The organism is Dysgonomonas gadei ATCC BAA-286, from assembly GCF_000213555.1.
GTDB classification, from domain to species: domain Bacteria; phylum Bacteroidota; class Bacteroidia; order Bacteroidales; family Dysgonomonadaceae; genus Dysgonomonas; species Dysgonomonas gadei.
In genome coordinates this window covers 162,317-183,155 of the sequence record NZ_GL891982.1, presented here as the reverse complement: position 1 = coordinate 183,155, position 20,839 = coordinate 162,317, and the positions used below count along the sequence as shown (strand labels likewise).

The window sequence follows — 20,839 nt, the reverse complement described above, 5'->3', positions numbered from 1 at the left end:
ATTGAGTTAATTAACATACTGTTTTGTCTTATTTTGCTCTGTTTTCGTGAAAGTGTAATGAATTAACTTAAAATGACAGAACAAGTGATTGAGAATTTTTGTTCTTTTAATGCGTTTTATTTGATAATTACTGAAAGATAAGTTGATACAGGTTTATTAGAAAGTTTAATCTTTATAGAACAGCTTTTTCAATTTTTTTTTGTTGGAGCAGTTAAGGAGGTAATCTGTATTAATCGTAACTTTGGTTATTTAATATATAAAGGAAATACTTAATCGTGAATAATTTGTCAAAACACAACAAGAAATATACAGCTATATTATTATTTATCTTTTCGATATCGCAGTTATTGCTGCCTGTAATCTTGTCGGCACAGACAGGAGGGACTAATAATGATACGATTCCGTTATATTCGGGTGATACAATACGGAAATCCATTTATTCGCAGCAGAAGAAAAATAGAAATTGCGTCTATGACTTTGTTTGGGGAAAACATTACAGGGAGTTATATACTATTCCTGTTTCGGTAGGTTCATCTACCCTGAATTCCCTTTTTGGAACCCTCGAAGTAACGGGGCAGGCACCGGAATTTCACGGGCTTTATATGGTTGATAAACGTGGCAGGAATTATCTGGTGAAGCCTTTAAGCGGTTCGTCAAGTTTTCTCCAATCCGAGTTCTTTCAGGAAATGTATAATAAAAACGACTTTAAAGACACATATCTTGATAGTTTTATAGGAGATGCATATACTATTGTAAATCCATATACATTTATAGCTTCCGACTACATGGCTAAAGTTTTGGATTTGAATTCAAATAATCCACGCCTTTATTATATTGCCCGTAACGCTACGTCAGATACTATTATTGATGGTACGGAGATTCAGGATAAGCTTGTAAGCATAATGAATGTCCCTGATCTTGCCATAAGAAAAGATATCATTAGTACGGGTGATTTACTGAAAAAATTGCAGGACGATAAGTCTCACGTTGTAGATCAGGACCTTTATATCCGTGAACGTTTATTTGATATGCTGATAGGAGATTGGAACAAAACACCTGAGAACTGGAACTGGCAGAGAAGTGTAGCGGATAATAAGATTGTGTATAAGCCTATTGTTATAGATCGCAGCCATGCTTTTATGAAAGTAGATGGCTTGCTGACAGGCCAAATGTTGAGCGTGCTTTCCCTCGGTTTTATATCTGACTATAAAGATCACATAAGTAATCTGAAAAAATTCAATAAATTGGGCTTTACGCTTGATGTGGCTCTGACTGCCCAAAGTGGACGGAAAGACTGGCTCCGGCAGGCGCAATATCTGAAAAATATATTGACCGACAGTGTGGTTGATTATGCTTTTGCCCGATTGCCTAAAGAAATACATTGCGAGGAAATAAATAAGATCAGGCAAAAATTGAAAAAACGAAGAGATAACCTCAATGTGATTGCAATGGAATATTATAAAGAATTGCAATTCAATCCTGTAATAACCGGTACGAATAATAACGATAAGTTTATAATAAATAAATTTCATCGCGACAGTATACAGGTCGATATATATAACAGAAATACCGGTAAACTTGTATTCAGGCACAGATACACGAAAAGAAACTCAAAAGAAATATGGTTGTATGGCTTGACCGGAGACGATAACTTTGAAGTGAAGGGAGATAAAAGAAATAAGATACCATTGTATGTCCTGGGAGGAAAAGGTGATAACAGATATAGTATGCAACCTGAGAGTAAAATAAAAATACTTGGATATAAATCTCAAAAACAGGCATTGGACTCTGTAAAGGATGCCAAGGTGGTCATTACAGACAATGATAAGATACATGATTATGATTATGAAAAGACGCGCTATAATAGTATTTCGTTCAGCCCGTGGGGGGTATATGACTCTGACTGGGGCTTGAGTTTGGGTAGTTTCGTGACATATACCCGTTACGGACTTAAACGCTCCCCTTTTTCGTATCAGCACCGTATAGGCTATAACTATTTGAAAGGATTTATGTATAAAGGTATTTTCCCGATGTACGACGATCGCAAAAGTATTTATCTGGATGCCTTTGTCGGTTCTCCGACAAACTTCTCTAACTTCTTTGGATTTGGGAACAATACAGATGGATTTAAAGATGAAAAGAAAGTATATAATCGTGTGAAGGTAGGGCAGTATTCATTGACACCATCCTTTCATTATACGCTGGAGAAAGATCATCAGCTCATATTATCAACCTCATTCGAAATATTCAAAGTAAAAGAGGTCGACGGCAGATATATCAATGAATACTACAATAATGACTATTCTATATTCGATACCCGTTACTTTGCAGATTTGAGTGTGTCGTATGAAATGGATAAGAAGGTTTCCGATATTATTCCCACTTTTACCGGGTCACTTACTGCCGGATGGAAGATGAATATCCTTCACCCGGAACGCAATTTTCCTTATGCAGAACTCGATATGGCGCTCAATGTTAAGCTTACCGACAGGATTACCTGGGCCACGAATCTGAAAGGTAAAGCCATTTTTAATGATAAGTATGAGTTTTATCAATCAGCTTCTACCGAGTTGCGTGGATACCGTGATAGCCGGTTTATCGGCAGGCAATCTTATTATCAGTATTCAGATCTACGCATAGATATGGGGAAAATAAAGAATCCGTTTACTCCCCTTAAATATGGTTTGTTCGCCGGATTCGATTTTGGCCGGGTGTGGTATCCGCACGAATCTTCAAAAAAATGGCATGCCTCTTATGGTGGGGGTGCCTGGGTAACCATAATTAATAAAATAACCACTAAATATTCATGGTTTGGTTCGGGAGACGATTTCCGGTTTATGTTTGGTTTAGGAATGGGATTTTGATATCTTTGGGTAAATAAAGATATAACCATGAAAACACTGGGATCAAAAGGTATAAAGTACCTGAAAATACTACATCTTCTTCTAGCTATTATGTGGATTGGCGGAGCATTGGCAATGTCGGTTCTTGCTTTGACAGGTAAGCCTGAAACGGGTGATGAGCTGTATATGTTCTCGCGTATGCTGCAAGTAATAGACGATTACCTGATTATTCCCGGTGCGATGGGAAATATTCTTATCGGTATCATTTATGGTATATGGACAAAATGGGGGTTTTTCAAACATCGTTGGTTGACTGTGAAATGGATACTGACTATTGCTCAGGTGTTATTCGGTACATTTGTATTAGGCCCTTGGATAAATGGAAATGTAACTCTGGCGCAGACCCTCGGACCGGATATACTTTCCAGCGCCGACTATTTTAATAATCTCCAAATGACACGTGTATGGGGAACAATACAAACTACGATATTACTTAGTTTTATTATAATATCTGTATTGAAACCTTGGAAGAAGATGGTCGACGGAACAGGTGAGAAATAGGTTTCTTATGCATCCGGATAACCAGGAATAAACATCCCGATTTGAATGAACACTTATCTAATATAACGATTTATGTACAAATTGACTTTTTTATTATTCTTTATTTCGGTCTCTCTTTTTGCCCAGAATATAGAGCAGACATACCGTAACCCGGTCATTGCAGGTGACTTACCAGATCCTACGGTGATTCGTGTAGGTGACAATTATTATGCGGCAGGGACAACCTCCGAATTTGTACCCGGCTATCCTTTGTTTCACTCCAAAGACCTTGTTAACTGGGAACGTATAGGTGCTGTGTTTAATGAGCATCCGGCTTGGATTAAAGGTGACTGCTGGGCTCCGGAATTGTACTACAACAACGGTACATATTTTGTCTATTACACTGCTCGTAAGAAAAGTGACAACATATCGTGCATAGGTGTAGCTACAACAAAAGATATTACAAAAGGATTTACCGATCATGGACCGCTTATAGAATGGGGAAAGGAAGCGATAGATGCCTATATATTCAAAGATGATGACGGAAAGCTTTATATCACATGGAAAGCTTACGGTCTCGAAGAGCGTCCGATAGAGATACTGGCATCGGAGTTGTCGTCAGACGGCCTGTCACTTAAAGGAGAGCATTTTACGCTCACCGATCACACCAAAGGCTGGATCGGGCGTGGTGATGAAGGGCAATGTATTGTGAAACGTAATGGTTACTATTACCATTTTTATTCTATCGGTGGATGCTGTGACAATCGTTGCGATTACCGGGTACATGTTGCCCGTGCAAAAAGCCTCAGGGGAGAATGGGAACAATATGAGCCTGACGCGATACTGCAAGGGGGTAAAGACTGGCGGTGTTCGGGACATGGTACACTCGTACAGACTCCCGATAACAGATATTTTTACCTCTATCACGCGTACAATGCTTACGATTTCGAATATGTAGGCCGTCAGGCACTTTTAGACGAGCTTGTATGGAATAATGTTACAGGATGGCCTTATTTCAAATATGGCGATACCCCTACAGCCCAGGCGCCGGTTCCGTTCAAAGGGACTGTGCAAAAGAGGAATATAGATTTCTATGACGATTTTACTATTGCAGACGAGGAAAAAGATAAATATTGGCAATGGGATATGTATTTATCCAAACCGCTGACAGAGAAGGCTGACGGCTCACTGACCGTAACAAATAATAAGGAAGGCCTTGTCTTTCGTGGAATAAATGCACAGACAGGTAATTATACTATGACTACGAAGGTAAATGCTGCAGGTTCCAACTTTAAAGGATTGACTATATATGGAGGATTTGAAAATCTCTATGCGTGGGGTGTTGAAGGCAAAGATATAAAGTTGTTCAAACTGGAGAAAGGGCAGAAAACAGAGCTGTATTCAGCCCCATTCGGCAACTACCAATCTATAATGCTAAAAGCTGAAGCTATAAATGCCAGACTATACCGTTTCTATTGGTCGGTGGACGAAACGGAGTGGCATATATTTCCGTCCGGTAATCAACGCGTAGATATAACAGGGCTGCCTCAATGGGGACGTGGATTACGTGTCGGCCTGCTTACCGAAAATAATGGAAAGGATAATAAAGCCGTATTCGGATACTTTAATGTGGAAAATAAATACTAAGAAGCTATTTAGATTTTATTGACGCATTGTAGATTGTACGGGTGAATGAATATTACTCCTGAAAAATAGGATATTAATTTTTAATTGATTATTTAGGCAATGAGCCAGGGCAGATTTTAAAGGAGTCTGCCTTTTTTATAAACATCTTATAATGAGTCGTATGTGTTGATTTTTTGAAGGTGCGCGATTATTATAATATGCTCTGTTTTCGTACAGGAAATATTTCTGTGAAAAATTTTATTTCCAGTCATTTTTTTTCTGATAAAATGTGATTTACATTGTTGTGTTTATTCATATATTTGCTGCCAGAGAGTTTGAGTAAAATAACATATGAGCTTTAAAAGCGTTGTAAATGGCAAAAGACGGGCCATCATGCGTGGATTGACCAAAAATATAGGTCGTTCTGCGCTTAATAGGGATGCCCATGGTATATCTGATTCTGATATTAGAAGAGTTTTAATCTCAAGACCAAACAGCCGGTTGGGAAATCAATTGTTGATAACTCCTTTGGTACAGGAAATCTCCAATACATTTCCAAATTGTAAGATTGATCTGTTTGTAAGAGGAAACATTTCTTTTATTTTGTTTGAGAATTATGAATGCATCGAGCGGATAATCAGGTTGCCCAGAAAACCCTTCAAAGAACTATTTAAATACATTAAAGTCTGGTTTTCTTTAGAAAGGTATAACTATGATATCGTAATTAATGTAGATAAAAATTCTTCGTCGGGGAGGTTGTCCACACAGTTTTCTAATGCCCGCTTTAAATTTTTCAATGATTTGGAAGAAGATCTTCTGGCAAAGTATGAAGATTACGAACATATGGCTAAGTTTCCGGTATATAATTTCCGGCGAAATCTTATCCGGTTAGGATTCACGGGAATAGACTTAGATAACCCGATGCCCGTTCTGAATATAAAATTGAGTGCCGCTGAAGTTGCTACAGGAAAAGAAATTTTAGATAGTCTGGTAGATAAGAGCAAAAGAACAATATCTATCTATACCTTTGCTACAGGTGATAAATGTTATTCAAAAGATTGGTGGCTCAATGCTTATGGGAGACTTAAAGCCGAATATGGTGAAAAATACAATATTCTGGAAATTCTACCTATCGAGAATGTTTCACAAATAGACTTTCAGGCTCCATCATACTATAGCCGGGATATTCGTGAGATGACCGCTTTTATTAATAATACAGCGGTATTTATCGGCGCAGATAGTGGTATTATGCATTTGGCAAGCGCAGGACAAACTCCTGTTATAGGATTGTTTTCCGTTACAGATATAGAGAAGTATAAGCCCTATAATGAAGGAAGTGTGGCTATAGATACAAATACTATGGATATTGATGATATAGTTGCTGTCATCGATAAAATACTTGGAATAAAGGGATAAGCTGCTTTCCTTATCCGATTAAAAACAAAAAGCCGGAGATAGTAAATTCTCCGGCTTCTTTTGTTTTTATTAGAAGTATACTATTAGAAACTCCATTTGTTCGATGTTTTAGCCGTACCCGTTTTGCTTGATCCTCCTTTGTAATATTTCAACGCTTCAGGCAAGTCTTTTTGTATCTGTTTAATACGAGTGTCATCCGAAGGGTGGGTACTCATAAATTCTGGCGTGCTGCTTCCGTTCTGGGCCATACGTTGCCAGAATGCAGATGCGGCGCTAGGGTCGTATCCGGCCATAGCCATGAAGATAAGCCCCAGTTGGTCAGCTTCAAGTTCCTGCTTACGCGAATATGGTAACAGGATTCCATACTGAGCCCCTAATCCCAAGGCTGCAGCTGCTACTTGTTGCGTAACTGCAGATGTTCCACCAAGGGCAGCCCCGACAGCCGCAGTGCCATATTGTGCAGCCATCTGGTTGCTCATACGCTCGTTAGCATGTTTTGCAACGGCATGTGCTACCTCATGTCCTAATACAACGGCCAATCCGGTTTCGTTCTGAGTGTAAGGCAATATACCTTCATATACTACGATTTTTCCGCCGGGCATACAGAATGCATTTACATCAGTGCTTTTTACCAGATTAAACTCCCACGAGTAATCTTTTACCTGATCGGCATAGCCATTGTTTTTGAGATAAGTCTCTACGGCATTAGCTATATTCCGGCCCACTTTTTGCACCATGGCAGTATTGGTTTTATCCGTAGATATAGGAGCCGATTTTATAAATTCGTCGTATTGTTGCAGGCTAAGAGTCAGCACTTCGCTGTTCGAAACCAGGTTCAATTGCTTCCGTCCTGTTACCGGAACACTTCCGCATCCCGTAAAGAGTAATGTATAGCCAAGAACTAATATAAGACATTTCTTTACCATAATAGTTTGTTTAGTTTGATAGGTTATAATTATTTATTATTCTGTTCTTTCAGTAAATCCCTTATTTCTGTCAACAGGGTTTCTTCTTTAGTTGGGGCAGGAGGTGCCGCCGGTTCTTCCGCTTTCTTGGTTTGCAAAGCATTTATTCCTTTAATGGCAAAGAAAATAGCTGTTGCAATTATAACGAAGTCTAAGATAGTTTGAACAAAAGTACCATAGTTGATGCTTACTGCCGGAACATCACCAACGGCATCTTTAAGCACGAATTTCAAATCCGTAAAATTGACTCCTCCTAAGATAATTCCTATAGGAGGCATTATTATGTCACTCACCAGAGATGATACTATTTTACCAAAAGCTCCACCGACAATAACACCGACCGCCATATCCACCACGTTGCCGCGCATCATGAAATTCTTCAATTCTTTTAAAACCGCCATATCCTTTTTATATGTTTTAGTTTGTTAAATACTACAATTAAAATTAAAACACAAACTTAATATATTTTGTTTAATTTAATTTTAACGGTCGTCGGTTTATTTTCATCCGATATTGTGTAGCTTTCTATACATATACTATCGGGCAGGTTTATCATAAAAGGAATCACCTCCCGGTTAGGGGTAATGGCATCACCTTCATTTAGATTGAGAATGTATCCTTCCATCTGTATGGTGTCGTTATGTATATTGTAATCTATAGCCAGCATATCGCTTTGCACTTTAATATACATACTGACAGGTGCGCTAAGTCTTACTTTTTCTATAATCTCTTTATACTTTTCTCCGGAGAAGAATGTATTTTCGGGATCAGAGTTCAGAATGTTTTCAACAGGCTTGTAATGATGGCTTACAAAAAACAGCCCTTTATAAAAAGAATATACAAGGAATTCACTATTGGTTAGTGCATGTATATATATTTCAGCATCTTTATATTTTACTATTTTAGGAGGGAAGGGCAGCGATATCTGTTTATCGATATGTTCCCTTATTGCGTATTCCTGCTCATGGCTGGTCTTCATCGCCAACAGCATTTTTCCATTGGCATACTTTGATATTATGACCGGATAATGGATGTTATCACCTAAGGTTTCTATTAACCGGGACAAGGATGGCTCGTACAGAAACAACTTTTCGAAGTTATATCCCCTGTTTATATTTATTACTTCCGTAGCCTGAGGTGACACATAACTGTACAGGTCTGTATCGAAAGATTGCTTGTTATACTTCAATCTCCGGTACATCTGCCATCCGCCAATAAGAATAGTGATTATCAGAACAAATAAAATAACTATCTTTATCCTCCGTTTAGTCATAGATAAGTAAAAGAATGTATTCTTACAAAGATATATGAAAGCTTTAGTATTAAGAGAACTTAAATCTGTTTTTTGCTCCCCTGCGGGCGCTTTTTTTGCTTTGGCTTTTCTCTTAATAACAAGTGTGATGCTTTGGGCATTTCCAGGTAGATACAATTTTATCGATGGCGGATATGCGGATATGAGCCACTTCTTCGGCTTAGCGCCTGTCTTATTTGCTATATTGATACCTGCACTGACAATGCGTTTGTTTTCAGAAGAAAGGAAAACTAAAACTCTCGATATACTGAAGGCCAGGCCGGTAAAGGCTTCTACAATTTACTTTAGTAAGTTCCTGGCTACTTTTGTCTTTGTGCTGGTTACCCTTCTGCCTACTCTCATTTATGTCTATTCATTGTATCAGTTGTCGAATCCGGTAGGAAATATCGATTTAGCGAGTATCGCGGCATCATATATTTCTCTGATATTAATAGCTTTGGTATTTATTTCCATCGGATTATTGGGATCTGTGACCACAAAGAATCAGGTAGTTGCGCTTATCGTATCCGTTTCTCTCTGTTTATTTTCTTTTTATGGATTCGATCTGCTGTCGGGCTTCTTCTCTTTGGGAAAAATACAAGCCGTAACAGCTTCTTTCGGATTGGCGGAACATTATAAGTTGATGCAGCGGGGTGTGATAGAAGCCGGAGATCTGCTGATAGTGGCAAATTACCTGATTATATTCATACTCTTGTCTATCTTATATCTGAAACAGAATAAGCCGCGAATGCTAATTTCTTTGGCGTTGACGGTGCTGACTTTAAATATAGCATTTCTTTTTATCCCAAATTTCAGATTTGACTTTACGGCTGATAAGCGTTACACATTGAACGATTATACCAAAGATATACTGGAGCGGGTGGGGGACAAGAATCCTTTAACGGTGAATGTTTACCTGACAGGCGACTTAAATTATGGTTTTCAGCGTTTGAAAAATGCTACAACAGATTTGCTTTCAGATTTTAACCGATATGCCGACGATAATATCAATATCAGATATATAAACCCCTACGAAAGTGGTAAATCATTGGATGAGACATTTGAATCCTTTTCTTCAAACGGAATGACCGGTATCATGCTGAACGAAGTAGACCGTGAGGGGAAAGCCAGCAGGAAGATGATCTATCCTTACGCGCAGGTTACAAACGGGAGAGATACATTGGTGGTTTCCCTACTCAAAAATGTAGCTGGTAATACGGCTGAAGAAAACCTGAATGCATCTGTTGAAAGCCTGGAATTTGAATTTATTGATGCTATGCGTCTGTTGGATCAGGAGAATGTTAAGAACATAGCTTTTATAGAGGGGCATAATGAACTGCCCAGAACATATGTGTATGATGCAGAAGAATTATTGTCCAAATATTATTCTGTCAATCGTGGCGAAATAGGTGATAATATAGAGATACTGGACGACTTTGCGGCGATTGTTATTGCCGGCCCGCTATCAAAATATACCGAGGCCGAAAAGTATATTATCGACCAGTATATAATGAATGGAGGGAAGGTACTGTGGCTGATAGACGGTGTGTATTATTCGCATAAGGATCTGGCCCTGACCGGACAATCGGCTACAATGAAGAATGACGTAAATCTTGATAACCTGCTATTTACCTACGGGGTGCGTATAAACCCCGATCTGATACAGGACAGGCAATGCGTATCCACATATCTGGTTGCCGATGAAAAGACGCAGGCCGGGACGCTCTTGCCCAGTTTTTTTCAACCCCTGCTGATTCCTTCTCCAAACCATCCTGTAACTAAAAATATAAGAGATGTAAAAGCAGGTTTCGCCAATTCTATAGATGTGGTGAATAATTCGCCTGTCGTGAAGAAGAATGTATTGTTGACAAGTTCGGCAAATGCTCATTTACTACAGGTTCCTGAAATAATTGATTTTGATGTAGAACGTATACAGGATAAGCCGGATTATTTCAATCAGCCGTTTGTAGCTGTCGCGGTAAGCCTCGAAGGTGTGTTTACTTCGGCATTTATAAACCGTTTGGTACCCGATAGTGTACATGGTGTGAATAAAAGTATAGGTCAAAGTACACATACAAAAATGATAATTGTTTCATCTTCCGATATTATCAGTAACGATATACAGGGGCAAGGGCAAAGCTCCCGGGTATTGCCAATGGGATATGACAGGGTATCGGAGCAGCAATACGGGAACCGTGATTTTATCGTGAATGCCGTTAACTGGCTCACTGATGAGGATGGATTGATGTCGTTGCGCACAAAACAACAGAAACTCTATATATTGAATAAGAAAGAAGCCCTTGACAGCAGGGATAACTATATGGTGCAGAATATTGGGTTTCCTGTTTTGTTTATGGTTTTTCTTATGGGAATTATTTATATTTACAGGAAAAGAAAGTATGAAAAATAAGCTACTTTATAGTTGATTAAAATAGAATTGATTTATCTATAATAGTATGGCCGCTGGCCGCTAATTTATTGAAATATTGAATGGAAAGCGATAAACTGAAAAATAACAAAAAGTGTCAGGTTTGTCAAGTTTTTAGTTCCGTGGGGAGGTTATAGCATAATTGAAAAATGGGGAAAAACTGACAGATGAAAAAAACTGTGAAATGTGTCAAGTTTGTCAGGTTTTTAGAAAATAGTTATGGGTTAAAAGGTGGAAATTACCTGAATGAAAAATATGTATTCTCTGTTTATTGCTAACTGATAACCGTTTATCGCTAACATATATCCGCCAAATCTGAAAAATAACTAATTATTTGTTTGGTAAACCTATTTCTTTCTATATTTGTATATACACTTTTAGCATTAATAATGGACCATATAAAACAGCAGATAGAAGCTCTCAGAGAAGAGTTGAATAAACATAATCACGACTATTACGTACTGTCTTCACCTACAATATCTGATTTCGAATTTGATAAAAAATTAAAGGAATTATCTGAATTGGAAACCCTGCATCCGGAGTATTTCGATGCTAATTCACCGACTCAGCGTGTAGGTAGCGATATCAATAAATCATTCAGGCAGGTGAAACACAGATATCCTATGCTTTCGCTTGGGAATACTTATACCGAAGCCGAAGTAACAGATTTTTACAACCGTGTACAAAAGGGGCTGAATGATGAGTTTGAAATAGTCTGCGAACTCAAATATGACGGAACATCCATATCCCTGACATATGTAAACGGCGAACTGACACAGGCGATAACCCGTGGCGACGGCGTACAGGGGGATGACGTAACAGCTAATGTGCGTACAATTCGTAGTATTCCATTGCGTTTGCATGGCAATGATTACCCTGCCGAATTTGAAATACGCGGCGAGATACTCATGCCTTGGTCTGTCTTCGAAGACCTGAATAAAGAGAGGGCAGAGCAGGAAGAGGCGCTTTTTGCCAATCCGCGTAATGCAGGTTCGGGTACACTCAAGCAGCAAGACCCTAAGATTGTAGCTTCGCGCAAGCTCGATTCTTACCTTTATTATATGCTCGGAGAGAATCTGCCGACTGATGGACACTACGAAAACCTGATGAAAGCAAAGGAATGGGGTTTCAAAATTTCGGATGCAACAAAAAAGTGTAAGACTCTGGACGAGATATTTGCTTATGTTCACTATTGGGATATTGAGCGTAAAAATCTACCTGTAGCTACCGATGGAATCGTATTGAAAGTGAATTCGCTTACGCAGCAACGGAATCTCGGGTATACATCGAAGTTTCCGCGTTGGGCGATAGCATTCAAGTTTCAGGCCGAAAAGGCGGTGACCACCTTGGAATCTGTCTCTTATCAGGTGGGTAGGACAGGGGCTGTTACTCCTGTAGCCAATCTGAAGGCTGTGAAACTGTCCGGAACCACAGTCAAACGTGCTTCTCTCTACAATGAAGACTATATAAATCTGCTCGATTTACATATCAACGATCAGGTGTATGTGGAAAAAGGCGGTGAAATCATACCTAAAATAACCGGGGTAGATACTACCAAAAGAGGAATCTTCGATGAAAAGGTAGAGTTTACCAAAAACTGTCCTGAATGTGGTACTCCTTTAGTGAAAGACGATGGAGAAGCAATTTATTACTGCCCCAATGACATATCCTGCCCGCCCCAGATAAAAGGGCGCATAGAGCATTTTCTTACCCGCAAGGCGATGAATATAGCCGGAGGATCGGAAACGGTAGAGCATTTGTATAATGCGCGTCTTATACATAATATTGCAGACTTGTATACATTGAAATGGCAGGATGTATCCCGTCTTGAGCGGTGGGCCGAGAAAAGCGCCAGAAATCTTGTGGATAGCATCCATGCATCGGTTTCGGTACCTTATGCCCGTGTTCTTTATGCTTTGGGTATCCGTTATGTAGGAGAAACCGTGGCTAAAAAGCTGGCTCTCGCATTTCCTAATATAGATGCGCTTATGGCTGCCTCGGCAGAAGAACTGGTGCAAGTGGATGAAATTGGTGACAGGATAGCACAAAGCATTGTCAGGTATTTCAGCGAAATAAGCAATGTGGAGGTGGTAAATAAACTGAGAGAGTTTGGCATACAATTTGAACTTAGTGAGGATATCGTTTCTCAGCGAACAGAGAAGTTGAAAGGCTTGTCTATTGTTATCAGTGGTACCTTCGAAAAGCATTCACGGGATGAATACAAAGCCATGATCGAACAAAACGGAGGAAAGAATAGTGGTTCTATTTCTTCAAAAACAAATTACATACTCGGCGGTGATAATATGGGCCCGGCTAAGCTGGAAAAAGCTGAAAGTCTGGGTGTGCCTGTTATAAGCGAAGAGGTATTTCTGGAAATGATAAAATAAAGAAACTTATTTTTTATAAACCTAAATAAAAAAACAACCATGGAATTGAAACCAATCCAAGAAAAATTTAAATCTCTTTACGGGACTGATGGTGTAACATATACATCGCCCGGACGTATCAATCTTATCGGAGAACATACAGACTACAATGGTGGTTTCGTACTGCCCGGAGCAATAGATAAAGCTATGTATTGCGTGATTAAACCGAATGGTACACCGGATCGCATCAGGGCATACGCTATGGACTTGTCCGAAATGGACGAATTCGGACTGGATGATATTCCAATTAAACAGTGGGGTAAATACATATTCGGAGTATGCAACGAAATGATCAAGCGTGGAAAGAAAGTTGAAGGTTTCGACTGTGTGTTCGCAGGCGATGTGCCTCTGGGTGCAGGTATGTCTTCTTCTGCTGCTTTGGAAAGCTGCTTTGGTTTCGCAATCAACGATATGTATAACCTTGGTTTCGACCGTTTCGAACTGGCATTGATAGGTCAGGCTACCGAGCATAATTATGTAGGTGTGAAATGCGGAATTATGGACCAGTTTGCTTCATGCTTTGGTAAAGAGGGTTCGCTTATCCGTCTCGATTGCCGTTCTCTGGAATACGAATATGTTCCATTCGATCCGGTAGGATACCGTCTTGTATTGCTCAATACCTGTGTGGCTCACGAGTTGGCTTCTTCGGCTTATAACAAGCGTCGTGAATCGTGCGAAAATGCAGCTTCTTACATCCGTAAATATCATCCGGAAGTAGAATTACTTCGTGATGCTACCTTGGATATGCTGAAAGAAGTGGCAAATGAAGTCAGTGCAGAAGATTATATGCGTGCTGAATTTGTAATTGAAGAAATACAACGCTTACAAGATGCTTGTGAAGCATTGAAGAAAGGCGACTACGAAACTGTAGGTAAGAAGATGTATGAAACTCATATCGGATTGAGCCGTAAATATGAAGTAAGTTGCGACGAACTAGACTTCCTGAACGATGTAGCCCGCCAATGTGGCGTAACAGGCTCACGTGTGATGGGTGGCGGTTTTGGAGGCTGTACTATCAACCTTGTGAAGGATGAGTTACACGATAGCTTTATCAAGCGTGCGACCGAAGCTTATGAACAAAAGTTCAAAATCAAACCTAAAGTATACGATGTCGTGATCAAAGACGGCGCAAGAAAACTTTAATAATCAAGCCGGATTTTAGAGAAAACTAAATATAGGGCATTGATACTAATATTAATAGTTCCCTCGTTTATATTAAACGGGGGAATTTGATACACAACGCACAAACACTATACCAATAACAAAGATAATTTTTCACCATATATTCAGTCATATGTTTGGTTTTAAGGTTAAAAAGAAGATACATGCTGCCCTTGAGAGCAACAAACGTACACATGTTTTTCATAAACTGAACGATATGAAAAAAATCCTCATACTATTTACCCGTGAAGATTGGGATGAAGTCGTTCAAATCAGTCAGGATTTAGGAGAGAAGGGTAAAGAGGTTATTTTGTGGACGGTGCAAGCGGGAAAAGATGGAGGAAGTCAGGTGTATCCACCTGAAGTGAGGGTTATAGCTCAAAAAGATATTTCGAAATGGATGGGGTTGTCTTCCATCGTGATTGATGAATTCGAGAAACTCTCGTATGATACATTGTTGGATTTAACTACAAAGAATGATAAGACATTGCTGTTTTTGCTGGCAAATAATTCCGCCGAATTTTGTATCGGTATCAGGGAACAGGATTTTAAAGTTTATGACCTTATTATTCTTAAAGAGGAAGATGCTAATTTACTTGAAACATATGAACAGGTTAAATTTTACCTGAACAATATATGCTGAGGTGTAAATTAATTCTTAATTTTGCACAAACAAAATGCAGAAAGTCTTTTTGGAAGAAAAGACAAATGTCTTGAACTATTTTTATGCCTAGAATAAATCTCAGAGGAATGGGAGTTGCATTGATAACTCCTTTTAAAGACGATGAAAGTGTAGATTACGATGCACTGCTTCGCCTTGTCGATTACCAACTGCAAAATGGTACTGATTATCTTGTGGTGCTGGGTACTACAGCCGAAACCCCTACACTGACCGAAGATGAAAAGAAACAGATTGTAGAACTGGTAGTAAGCCGTGTGAATGGCCGCATTCCTATTATTTTGGGTGAAGGTGGTAATAATACGCGTGCCATCGTTGAGAAACTAAAGAAGAACGACTATGCGGGTATCGATGGCATTCTTTCCGTTGTGCCATACTATAATAAGCCTTCGCAGGAAGGTATCTATCAGCATTATAAGGCTATCGCAGAGGCTTCGTCGCTTCCAGTTATATCATACAATGTACCGGGCCGAACGGGGGTGAATATGACTGCCGATACGACATTGCGTATTGCTAATGATTTTCCGAATATAGTTGCCGTGAAAGAGGCTTCGGGTAATATGAGCCAGATGGATGAAATCATCAAGCGTAAACCTGAGAATTTCGATGTTATATCGGGTGATGACGGGGTTACCTTTCCTTTGATAACTTTAGGTGCTATAGGAGTTATTTCCGTTATAGGGAATGCATTTCCTAAAGAATTTAGCCGGATGACGCGCCTTGCTCTTGAGGGTGATTATAATAGTGCCCTTACAATACATCATAGCTTCAACGAATTATTCAATCTGCTTTTTGTGGATGGTAACCCGGCGGGAGTGAAATGTATGCTGAATATGATGGGATATATTGAAAATAAGCTGCGCTTGCCTCTTGTACCTACGCGAATTACCACATATGAGCAAATAAGAAATGTCCTTATAGAGTTGAATATCAAGTGCTGATCAAGGTTTAGACAATTTTTTTGTAAAAAATCCTACTACAGATTTGGAGAATATACAAAACTATTTTACCTTTGCAACGCAATTAAGCAATGGCTACGTAGCTCAACTGAATAGAGCATCTGACTACGGATCAGAAGGTTGCAGGTTTGAATCCTGCCGTGGTCACTTTTAAAAAGTGAATAGGCATGTAAATCAATGGTTTACGCGCCTTGTTTTTTTATATACTTAGGAAAGTACTTAGGGAAATGAAGCATTTTACCACTCTTCAAAAATATTATAAAAAATAATTCGGAATAATTTGCATATGTAAAATATTATTGAATATATTTGCATCGAATGTTTGAGTCGAATTTCGTAAAAGTACGAGATTTGGCTTTTTTGTGTTTATATACCTACCTCGTACTTTTCTTTAAAAACCGCATCAGCACTTTGTCTGGTAGCCTACTAAAAACAATTAGGCACTATGACGACAATTTCAATTTCAAAATCAGAATTATTAAACCGGCTACAGTCGGTAAGTAAAATCATTTCGCCGAAGAATACGCTTCTAATCATGGATAATATTCTTCTGAATATCCAAGACGGAACAGTCAAATTCTCGGCAACAGATACACAAGGTCGGATAAACACTTCCATTGATGGAATATTGACCGATAATAATATATCGGTTTGTATCGAACCTAAATTATTAATCGAGGCCCTAAAGACATTGCCGGAACAGCCCCTTGCAATTTCTATTGACGATAAGTTTAGTACTACAATCAAATACAAAGGAGGTAAATTCGAATTGGTTGGTATATCACCCGAAGGCTTTCCTAAAGAAAAAGATATTACCAATGCAAAGAGTATCTCAATCCCATCTAAAGTATTATTGAATGGTATTGAAAAAACAATCCTCTGTGCTTCTACCGATGATCTCCGTCCGATAATGACATCTGTCTATCTGTCTATAGCAGAAGAACAAATCAACTTTGTAGCCTCCGACGGTCATAAGCTTGCGCTGTTAGAAATTCGTGATGAATCAATGACAGAAAAGATAAGCTTTGCCCTCCCTCTTAAAAATCGCAACCATTCTAAAAGGTTCCATCAAACCATCCGATGAATTGATAAACATATTCATCAATGGTAATTCAGTCCGGTTCGAATATGGATCGGAAAGCATTGTTGCAACCTTGCTTGAAGGGAACTACCCAAACTACCGCTCTGTTATTCCGCAAAATAATGATAAGGTATTATCTATTGGTAAATCTGAGCTGAACGGAGCTATAAAACGTGTATCTGTTTTTGCTAATCAATCTAGCAGTTTGGTTAAGCTGGAACTATCGAATGATATCATAAAGCTTTCCGCCCAGGATATTGATTTCTCTACGGCAGCCGATGAAACCGTTGCTTGTGAGTATAGCAATAAACAAATAGCTATCGGCTTCAAAGGACATCTTCTTACAGAGCTAATATCTGCTATCCCTACCCCTAATATGCAAATGTCGTTCTCCGATCCAAGTCGGGCCACTCTCATTACTCCTGTTGATGATAAATCAGGAGATCAACTTACCTATTTATTGATGCCAATGATGTTAGCAGATTAAGCCATGACAAAGTCAGATTTAATCAGAAAGATAAAGCTCATTCTCAAGCACGATAATATCAATAAGGCTGAGAATGCCGGAGCCAAGCAAGGACTTGAAAAAGCTCTCGAGATACTGGAATCGAATCAACGTGATTTATCCGGATTGGATGAACTCGATACTACTCAAGCAAAAGCGATCGCAAAGTTTGCTATCGACTTTAATAACATGAAGCATAACGGTGAGTTCTTTGTCGCCCTCGGTGAATCTATCGAGGGAAAAGTACCTGATGAGCAATTCTACAAGAAGTTATGGAAGATTATGGACGAACAAAATAAGAAGTCATGAAAAAATTTCAAGATTTAGTTTTCGAAAGACATCGTATTGTGATAAATTCTCTCCCTGATTATAAGGATGCAAAACAAGCCATATTGGATTTCGATAATGGTTATGGAGTATCCGTTCTTATTGGTCGCTGTTATGAAAGGCGATAGTATATGTTACAGTACACCTATCACAGATGACGTTATTGGGCGGCTTACAGCTGAACAGGTATCAGACGTCATGAAGCAAATTCAAGAACTTAAAGACTAACAATCATGGCAACAAATAATTCACAACAAGACAGAATCAAAGTATATTTAGATAAGCGAGCAGAAGAAGATCCTCTCTTTGCCATAACGTATGCAAAGGAGAACAAAAACATAAAAGACTGCTGTTCCTACATAACCAGCCAGGCAAAAAAGCAAGTAATTAACGGCTGTGCGATGATCGAAGACGATGTTGTATACGGCTGGGCGGTTCATTATTACGACGAGGATGATATTAAAGTCGAAAAGACTTCAAATATTCGATCTGAGGTAAAGACTTCGGTTCCTAAAACAGAGGTTAAGAAAGAAGCTCCTAAAGCGAAGATCAAGCCTAAGAAGAAAGAAGATGTTAGAGAATATAGCTTGTTTTGACCTATGAAAGGAATATGCTTTATAGAGCCGTTACATGGCAAAACGGTCAAAAATATCAAGGTTCAGACAAGAAGGATTATCACTCCGCAACCTTTAGATATAGTTTGCTCTACAATTATCGATAATAAACTTTTATTCGCAACCAGAGACGAAAATGATGCATCAGTATTTATTGAACCTCGCTACAAAGTCGGTGATGTTCTTTATTTGAAAGAACCGTATAAGAAGTGGACTAGAGGATTGAGCGAAGGTAGGCACACATCAATACTCTATAAATATGGAGAAGAAACTCCATGTGATAAAGTCGGCACAGAAGGTAATTCTTATTATACCGATTGGAAAAACAAACTCTTTATGCCTGCATCAGCCGCACGTCACTTTATCAAGATCACAGAGGTAAGAGCCGAAAGATTACAAGATATAACCGAAGAAGATTGCAAAAAAGAGGGCATAATTGATGTAGAATTCTATCCTGATGAAGGATTTCCTCTAAATATTGGCATACTCATTATGATGATGGGAAAAGCGTATTATACACGACCCGTAAAGAACCTTACAAAGCTCTTATCAATTCCATTGATGGCAAAAATACTTGGGATAATAACCCTTGGGTGTGGGTGTATGATTATAAACTGATTGACAGAAAGGAGGTGCAACCATGAAACCGAAAACAAAGCTTCAAAAGAGAGTCGCTGAATTGAGGACTAAACTACCAGCTATAACCGAAACTCAGATACAATATGCTTATGACAATTGCTTCGAGCATAATGGATATATGAATAAAAGAATTATATCCTGTCTCGATTGCGGTAACCAGTGGGAAGATAAACAACCTCCATTGTTAACTTCCATCGATGGTTGTATTTGTCCGAATTGCGGTATGAAACTGAAAGTAACCCATACCAAAAAGAAGAAAGATAAACAGGGTGCATACTATGGGGTGATAACCACGTGTGGAGAGTTTCAGGTAATCCGATTCATAGACGTGATGGCATATTATGAAACAGGCCAAAAGCCACACTATGCTTCAAATGAGATTGTACAATATTGGATATTACCGAATGGGGAATATGAGACAATGGCAAAACTCAGGTCCCAATTTTTTAGTTGTTATGGTGATTCATGGAGCTGGGCCAGCCCTATGGAAATCAGACCTAAAACAAATACAACCTGTTATTCTCTTATTCCTCCGAAAATATATCCTAATATGAAGCTGCTCCCGGAATTAAAACGAAACGGTTTTAAGGGAGGCTTTCACGGACTTGCTCCATTCCGGATGTTCTATCTCCTGCTCACGGATAGCAAAGCCGAAACTTTGTTGAAAGCGAAACAATACGGTCTACTGAAATATTATACTGAACATTCATATTCTGTTAATAATTACTGGCCTTCAATTAAAATATGTATCCGGAATAAATATAAAGTAAAAGATGCTTCCATGTGGAAAGACTATTTAGACTTACTAAATCATTTCGGTAAGGATCTGCATAATGCGAAATATGTCTGTCCCAAAGACCTGAGAAAAGCACACGACAGGTATGTCCGTAAACAAAGAGGCGTAGATGAACGCGAAGAGCTCAATGAAAAGAGACGAAAGGTTAAGGAACAGGAAAAAGAATTCAGGGAGTTAAAGAAACAGTTCTTCGGTATTTCATTTTCGGAGGGGAATATTACAGTTAAAGTTTTGACTACAGTTAAGGCCCACCTCAAAGAAGGGGATGTATTGCACCATTGTGTCTTTAGCAACAGTTACCATCTTAAACCGGAATCATTAATTCTGTCAGCAACCGTCGACGGTAAGAAAATGGAAACAGTAGAGGTGTCTCTAAAGTCTTTTACTGTAGAGCAATGTAGAGGCAAGTTCAATAATAATACGGCTTATCACAAGCGTATAATTGATCTTGTAAATAAGAACATGCATTTGATCAAAGAACGTCTTAAACCGAAAAAGAATGGAACTAAAAAAGATGTCACTGCAGCAGCTTAAACATGGTAT

Annotated in this window: 19 protein-coding genes and 1 tRNA gene; 17 read left to right on the top strand and 3 right to left on the bottom strand. The window is 38.9% G+C overall.

Annotated elements, in window-relative coordinates; all coding sequences use genetic code 11:
* Nucleotides 1-275 precede the first annotated feature (275 nt).
* The 4 genes from HMPREF9455_RS09190 to HMPREF9455_RS09175 all read left to right on the top strand — a co-directional run bounded on the left by HMPREF9455_RS09190 (nt 276) and on the right by HMPREF9455_RS09175 (nt 6,425).
* Entirely contained in the window at nt 276-2,864 is a 2,589-nt protein-coding gene (locus HMPREF9455_RS09190; protein ID WP_006799397.1) for a BamA/TamA family outer membrane protein, read from the top strand.
* A 27-nt stretch (nt 2,865-2,891) separates the two neighbouring features.
* Nucleotides 2,892-3,404, top strand: coding sequence for a hypothetical protein (locus HMPREF9455_RS09185; protein ID WP_006799396.1), 513 nt, complete (start codon nt 2,892-2,894; stop codon nt 3,402-3,404).
* 72 nt (nt 3,405-3,476) lie between these two features.
* On the top strand, nt 3,477-5,030 hold the full coding sequence (locus tag HMPREF9455_RS09180; RefSeq protein WP_006799395.1) for a family 43 glycosylhydrolase: 1,554 nt from the start codon (nt 3,477-3,479) through the stop codon (nt 5,028-5,030).
* Between the two features lie 330 nt (nt 5,031-5,360).
* A complete protein-coding gene (locus HMPREF9455_RS09175; RefSeq protein WP_006799394.1) occupies nt 5,361-6,425 on the top strand; it encodes a glycosyltransferase family 9 protein in 1,065 nt (354 codons plus the stop codon).
* 83 nt (nt 6,426-6,508) lie between these two features.
* On the opposite strand, the gene HMPREF9455_RS09170 is transcribed toward HMPREF9455_RS09175, so the two are convergent.
* From HMPREF9455_RS09170 to HMPREF9455_RS09160, 3 genes are read right to left on the bottom strand one after another with little or no spacing between them, the layout of a single operon-like run.
* Nucleotides 6,509-7,351, bottom strand: a complete 843-nt coding sequence (locus HMPREF9455_RS09170; RefSeq protein WP_006799393.1) for a M48 family metallopeptidase — start codon at nt 7,349-7,351, stop codon at nt 6,509-6,511.
* A gap of 29 nt (nt 7,352-7,380) precedes the next feature.
* Entirely contained in the window at nt 7,381-7,791 is a 411-nt protein-coding gene (gene mscL, locus HMPREF9455_RS09165) for a large-conductance mechanosensitive channel protein MscL (protein ID WP_006799392.1), read from the bottom strand.
* 56 nt (nt 7,792-7,847) lie between these two features.
* Entirely contained in the window at nt 7,848-8,663 is an 816-nt protein-coding gene (locus HMPREF9455_RS09160) for a hypothetical protein (RefSeq protein WP_006799391.1), read from the bottom strand.
* 34 nt (nt 8,664-8,697) lie between these two features.
* Here HMPREF9455_RS09160 and gldG point away from each other — a divergent pair, with 34 nt between their 5' ends.
* The 13 genes from gldG (at nt 8,698) to HMPREF9455_RS09100 (ending at nt 20,830) form a co-directional block, all read left to right on the top strand.
* On the top strand, nt 8,698-11,091 hold the full coding sequence (gene gldG, locus HMPREF9455_RS09155) for a gliding motility-associated ABC transporter substrate-binding protein GldG (RefSeq protein ID WP_006799390.1): 2,394 nt from the start codon (nt 8,698-8,700) through the stop codon (nt 11,089-11,091).
* Nucleotides 11,092-11,498: 407 nt separating this feature from the next.
* A complete protein-coding gene (gene ligA, locus HMPREF9455_RS09150) occupies nt 11,499-13,496 on the top strand; it encodes an NAD-dependent DNA ligase LigA (protein ID WP_006799389.1) in 1,998 nt (665 codons plus the stop codon).
* Between the two features lie 39 nt (nt 13,497-13,535).
* The gene (gene galK / locus HMPREF9455_RS09145; RefSeq protein ID WP_006799388.1) at nt 13,536-14,678 is read left to right on the top strand and encodes a galactokinase; all 1,143 of its coding nucleotides are present in this window, start codon (nt 13,536-13,538) and stop codon (nt 14,676-14,678) included.
* A 151-nt stretch (nt 14,679-14,829) separates the two neighbouring features.
* Nucleotides 14,830-15,339, top strand: coding sequence for a DUF6913 domain-containing protein (locus HMPREF9455_RS09140; RefSeq protein ID WP_006799386.1), 510 nt, complete (start codon nt 14,830-14,832; stop codon nt 15,337-15,339).
* A gap of 83 nt (nt 15,340-15,422) precedes the next feature.
* Entirely contained in the window at nt 15,423-16,316 is an 894-nt protein-coding gene (gene dapA, locus HMPREF9455_RS09135) for a 4-hydroxy-tetrahydrodipicolinate synthase (protein WP_044215870.1), read from the top strand.
* Between the two features lie 91 nt (nt 16,317-16,407).
* Nucleotides 16,408-16,481: transfer RNA gene (locus tag HMPREF9455_RS09130), tRNA-Arg, on the top strand.
* A gap of 298 nt (nt 16,482-16,779) precedes the next feature.
* Nucleotides 16,780-17,418, top strand: a complete 639-nt coding sequence (locus tag HMPREF9455_RS20700; protein WP_006799383.1) for a DNA polymerase III subunit beta — start codon at nt 16,780-16,782, stop codon at nt 17,416-17,418.
* Nucleotide 17,419: 1 nt separating this feature from the next.
* On the top strand, nt 17,420-17,902 hold the full coding sequence (locus tag HMPREF9455_RS20695) for a DNA polymerase III subunit beta (RefSeq protein WP_052303076.1): 483 nt from the start codon (nt 17,420-17,422) through the stop codon (nt 17,900-17,902).
* Nucleotides 17,903-17,905: 3 nt separating this feature from the next.
* A complete protein-coding gene (locus HMPREF9455_RS09120) occupies nt 17,906-18,229 on the top strand; it encodes a hypothetical protein (RefSeq protein WP_006799379.1) in 324 nt (107 codons plus the stop codon).
* Nucleotides 18,226-18,375: a hypothetical protein gene (locus HMPREF9455_RS21780; protein ID WP_006799378.1), complete on the top strand. Its 150-nt coding sequence runs from the start codon at nt 18,226-18,228 to the stop codon at nt 18,373-18,375. The genes HMPREF9455_RS09120 and HMPREF9455_RS21780 overlap by 4 nt, the downstream gene beginning before the upstream one ends.
* Nucleotides 18,376-18,480: 105 nt before the next feature.
* Nucleotides 18,481-18,843 (top strand): PcfK-like family protein, encoded by a 363-nt coding sequence (locus tag HMPREF9455_RS09110; protein ID WP_006799374.1) that lies wholly within the window; start codon nt 18,481-18,483, stop codon nt 18,841-18,843.
* A 3-nt stretch (nt 18,844-18,846) separates the two neighbouring features.
* Nucleotides 18,847-19,479 (top strand): ASCH domain-containing protein, encoded by a 633-nt coding sequence (locus HMPREF9455_RS09105; protein ID WP_006799373.1) that lies wholly within the window; start codon nt 18,847-18,849, stop codon nt 19,477-19,479.
* A gap of 22 nt (nt 19,480-19,501) precedes the next feature.
* Complete coding sequence (locus HMPREF9455_RS09100) at nt 19,502-20,830, top strand: PcfJ domain-containing protein (protein ID WP_006799372.1); 1,329 nt, start codon at nt 19,502-19,504, stop codon at nt 20,828-20,830.
* Nucleotides 20,831-20,839: the final 9 nt, after the last annotated feature.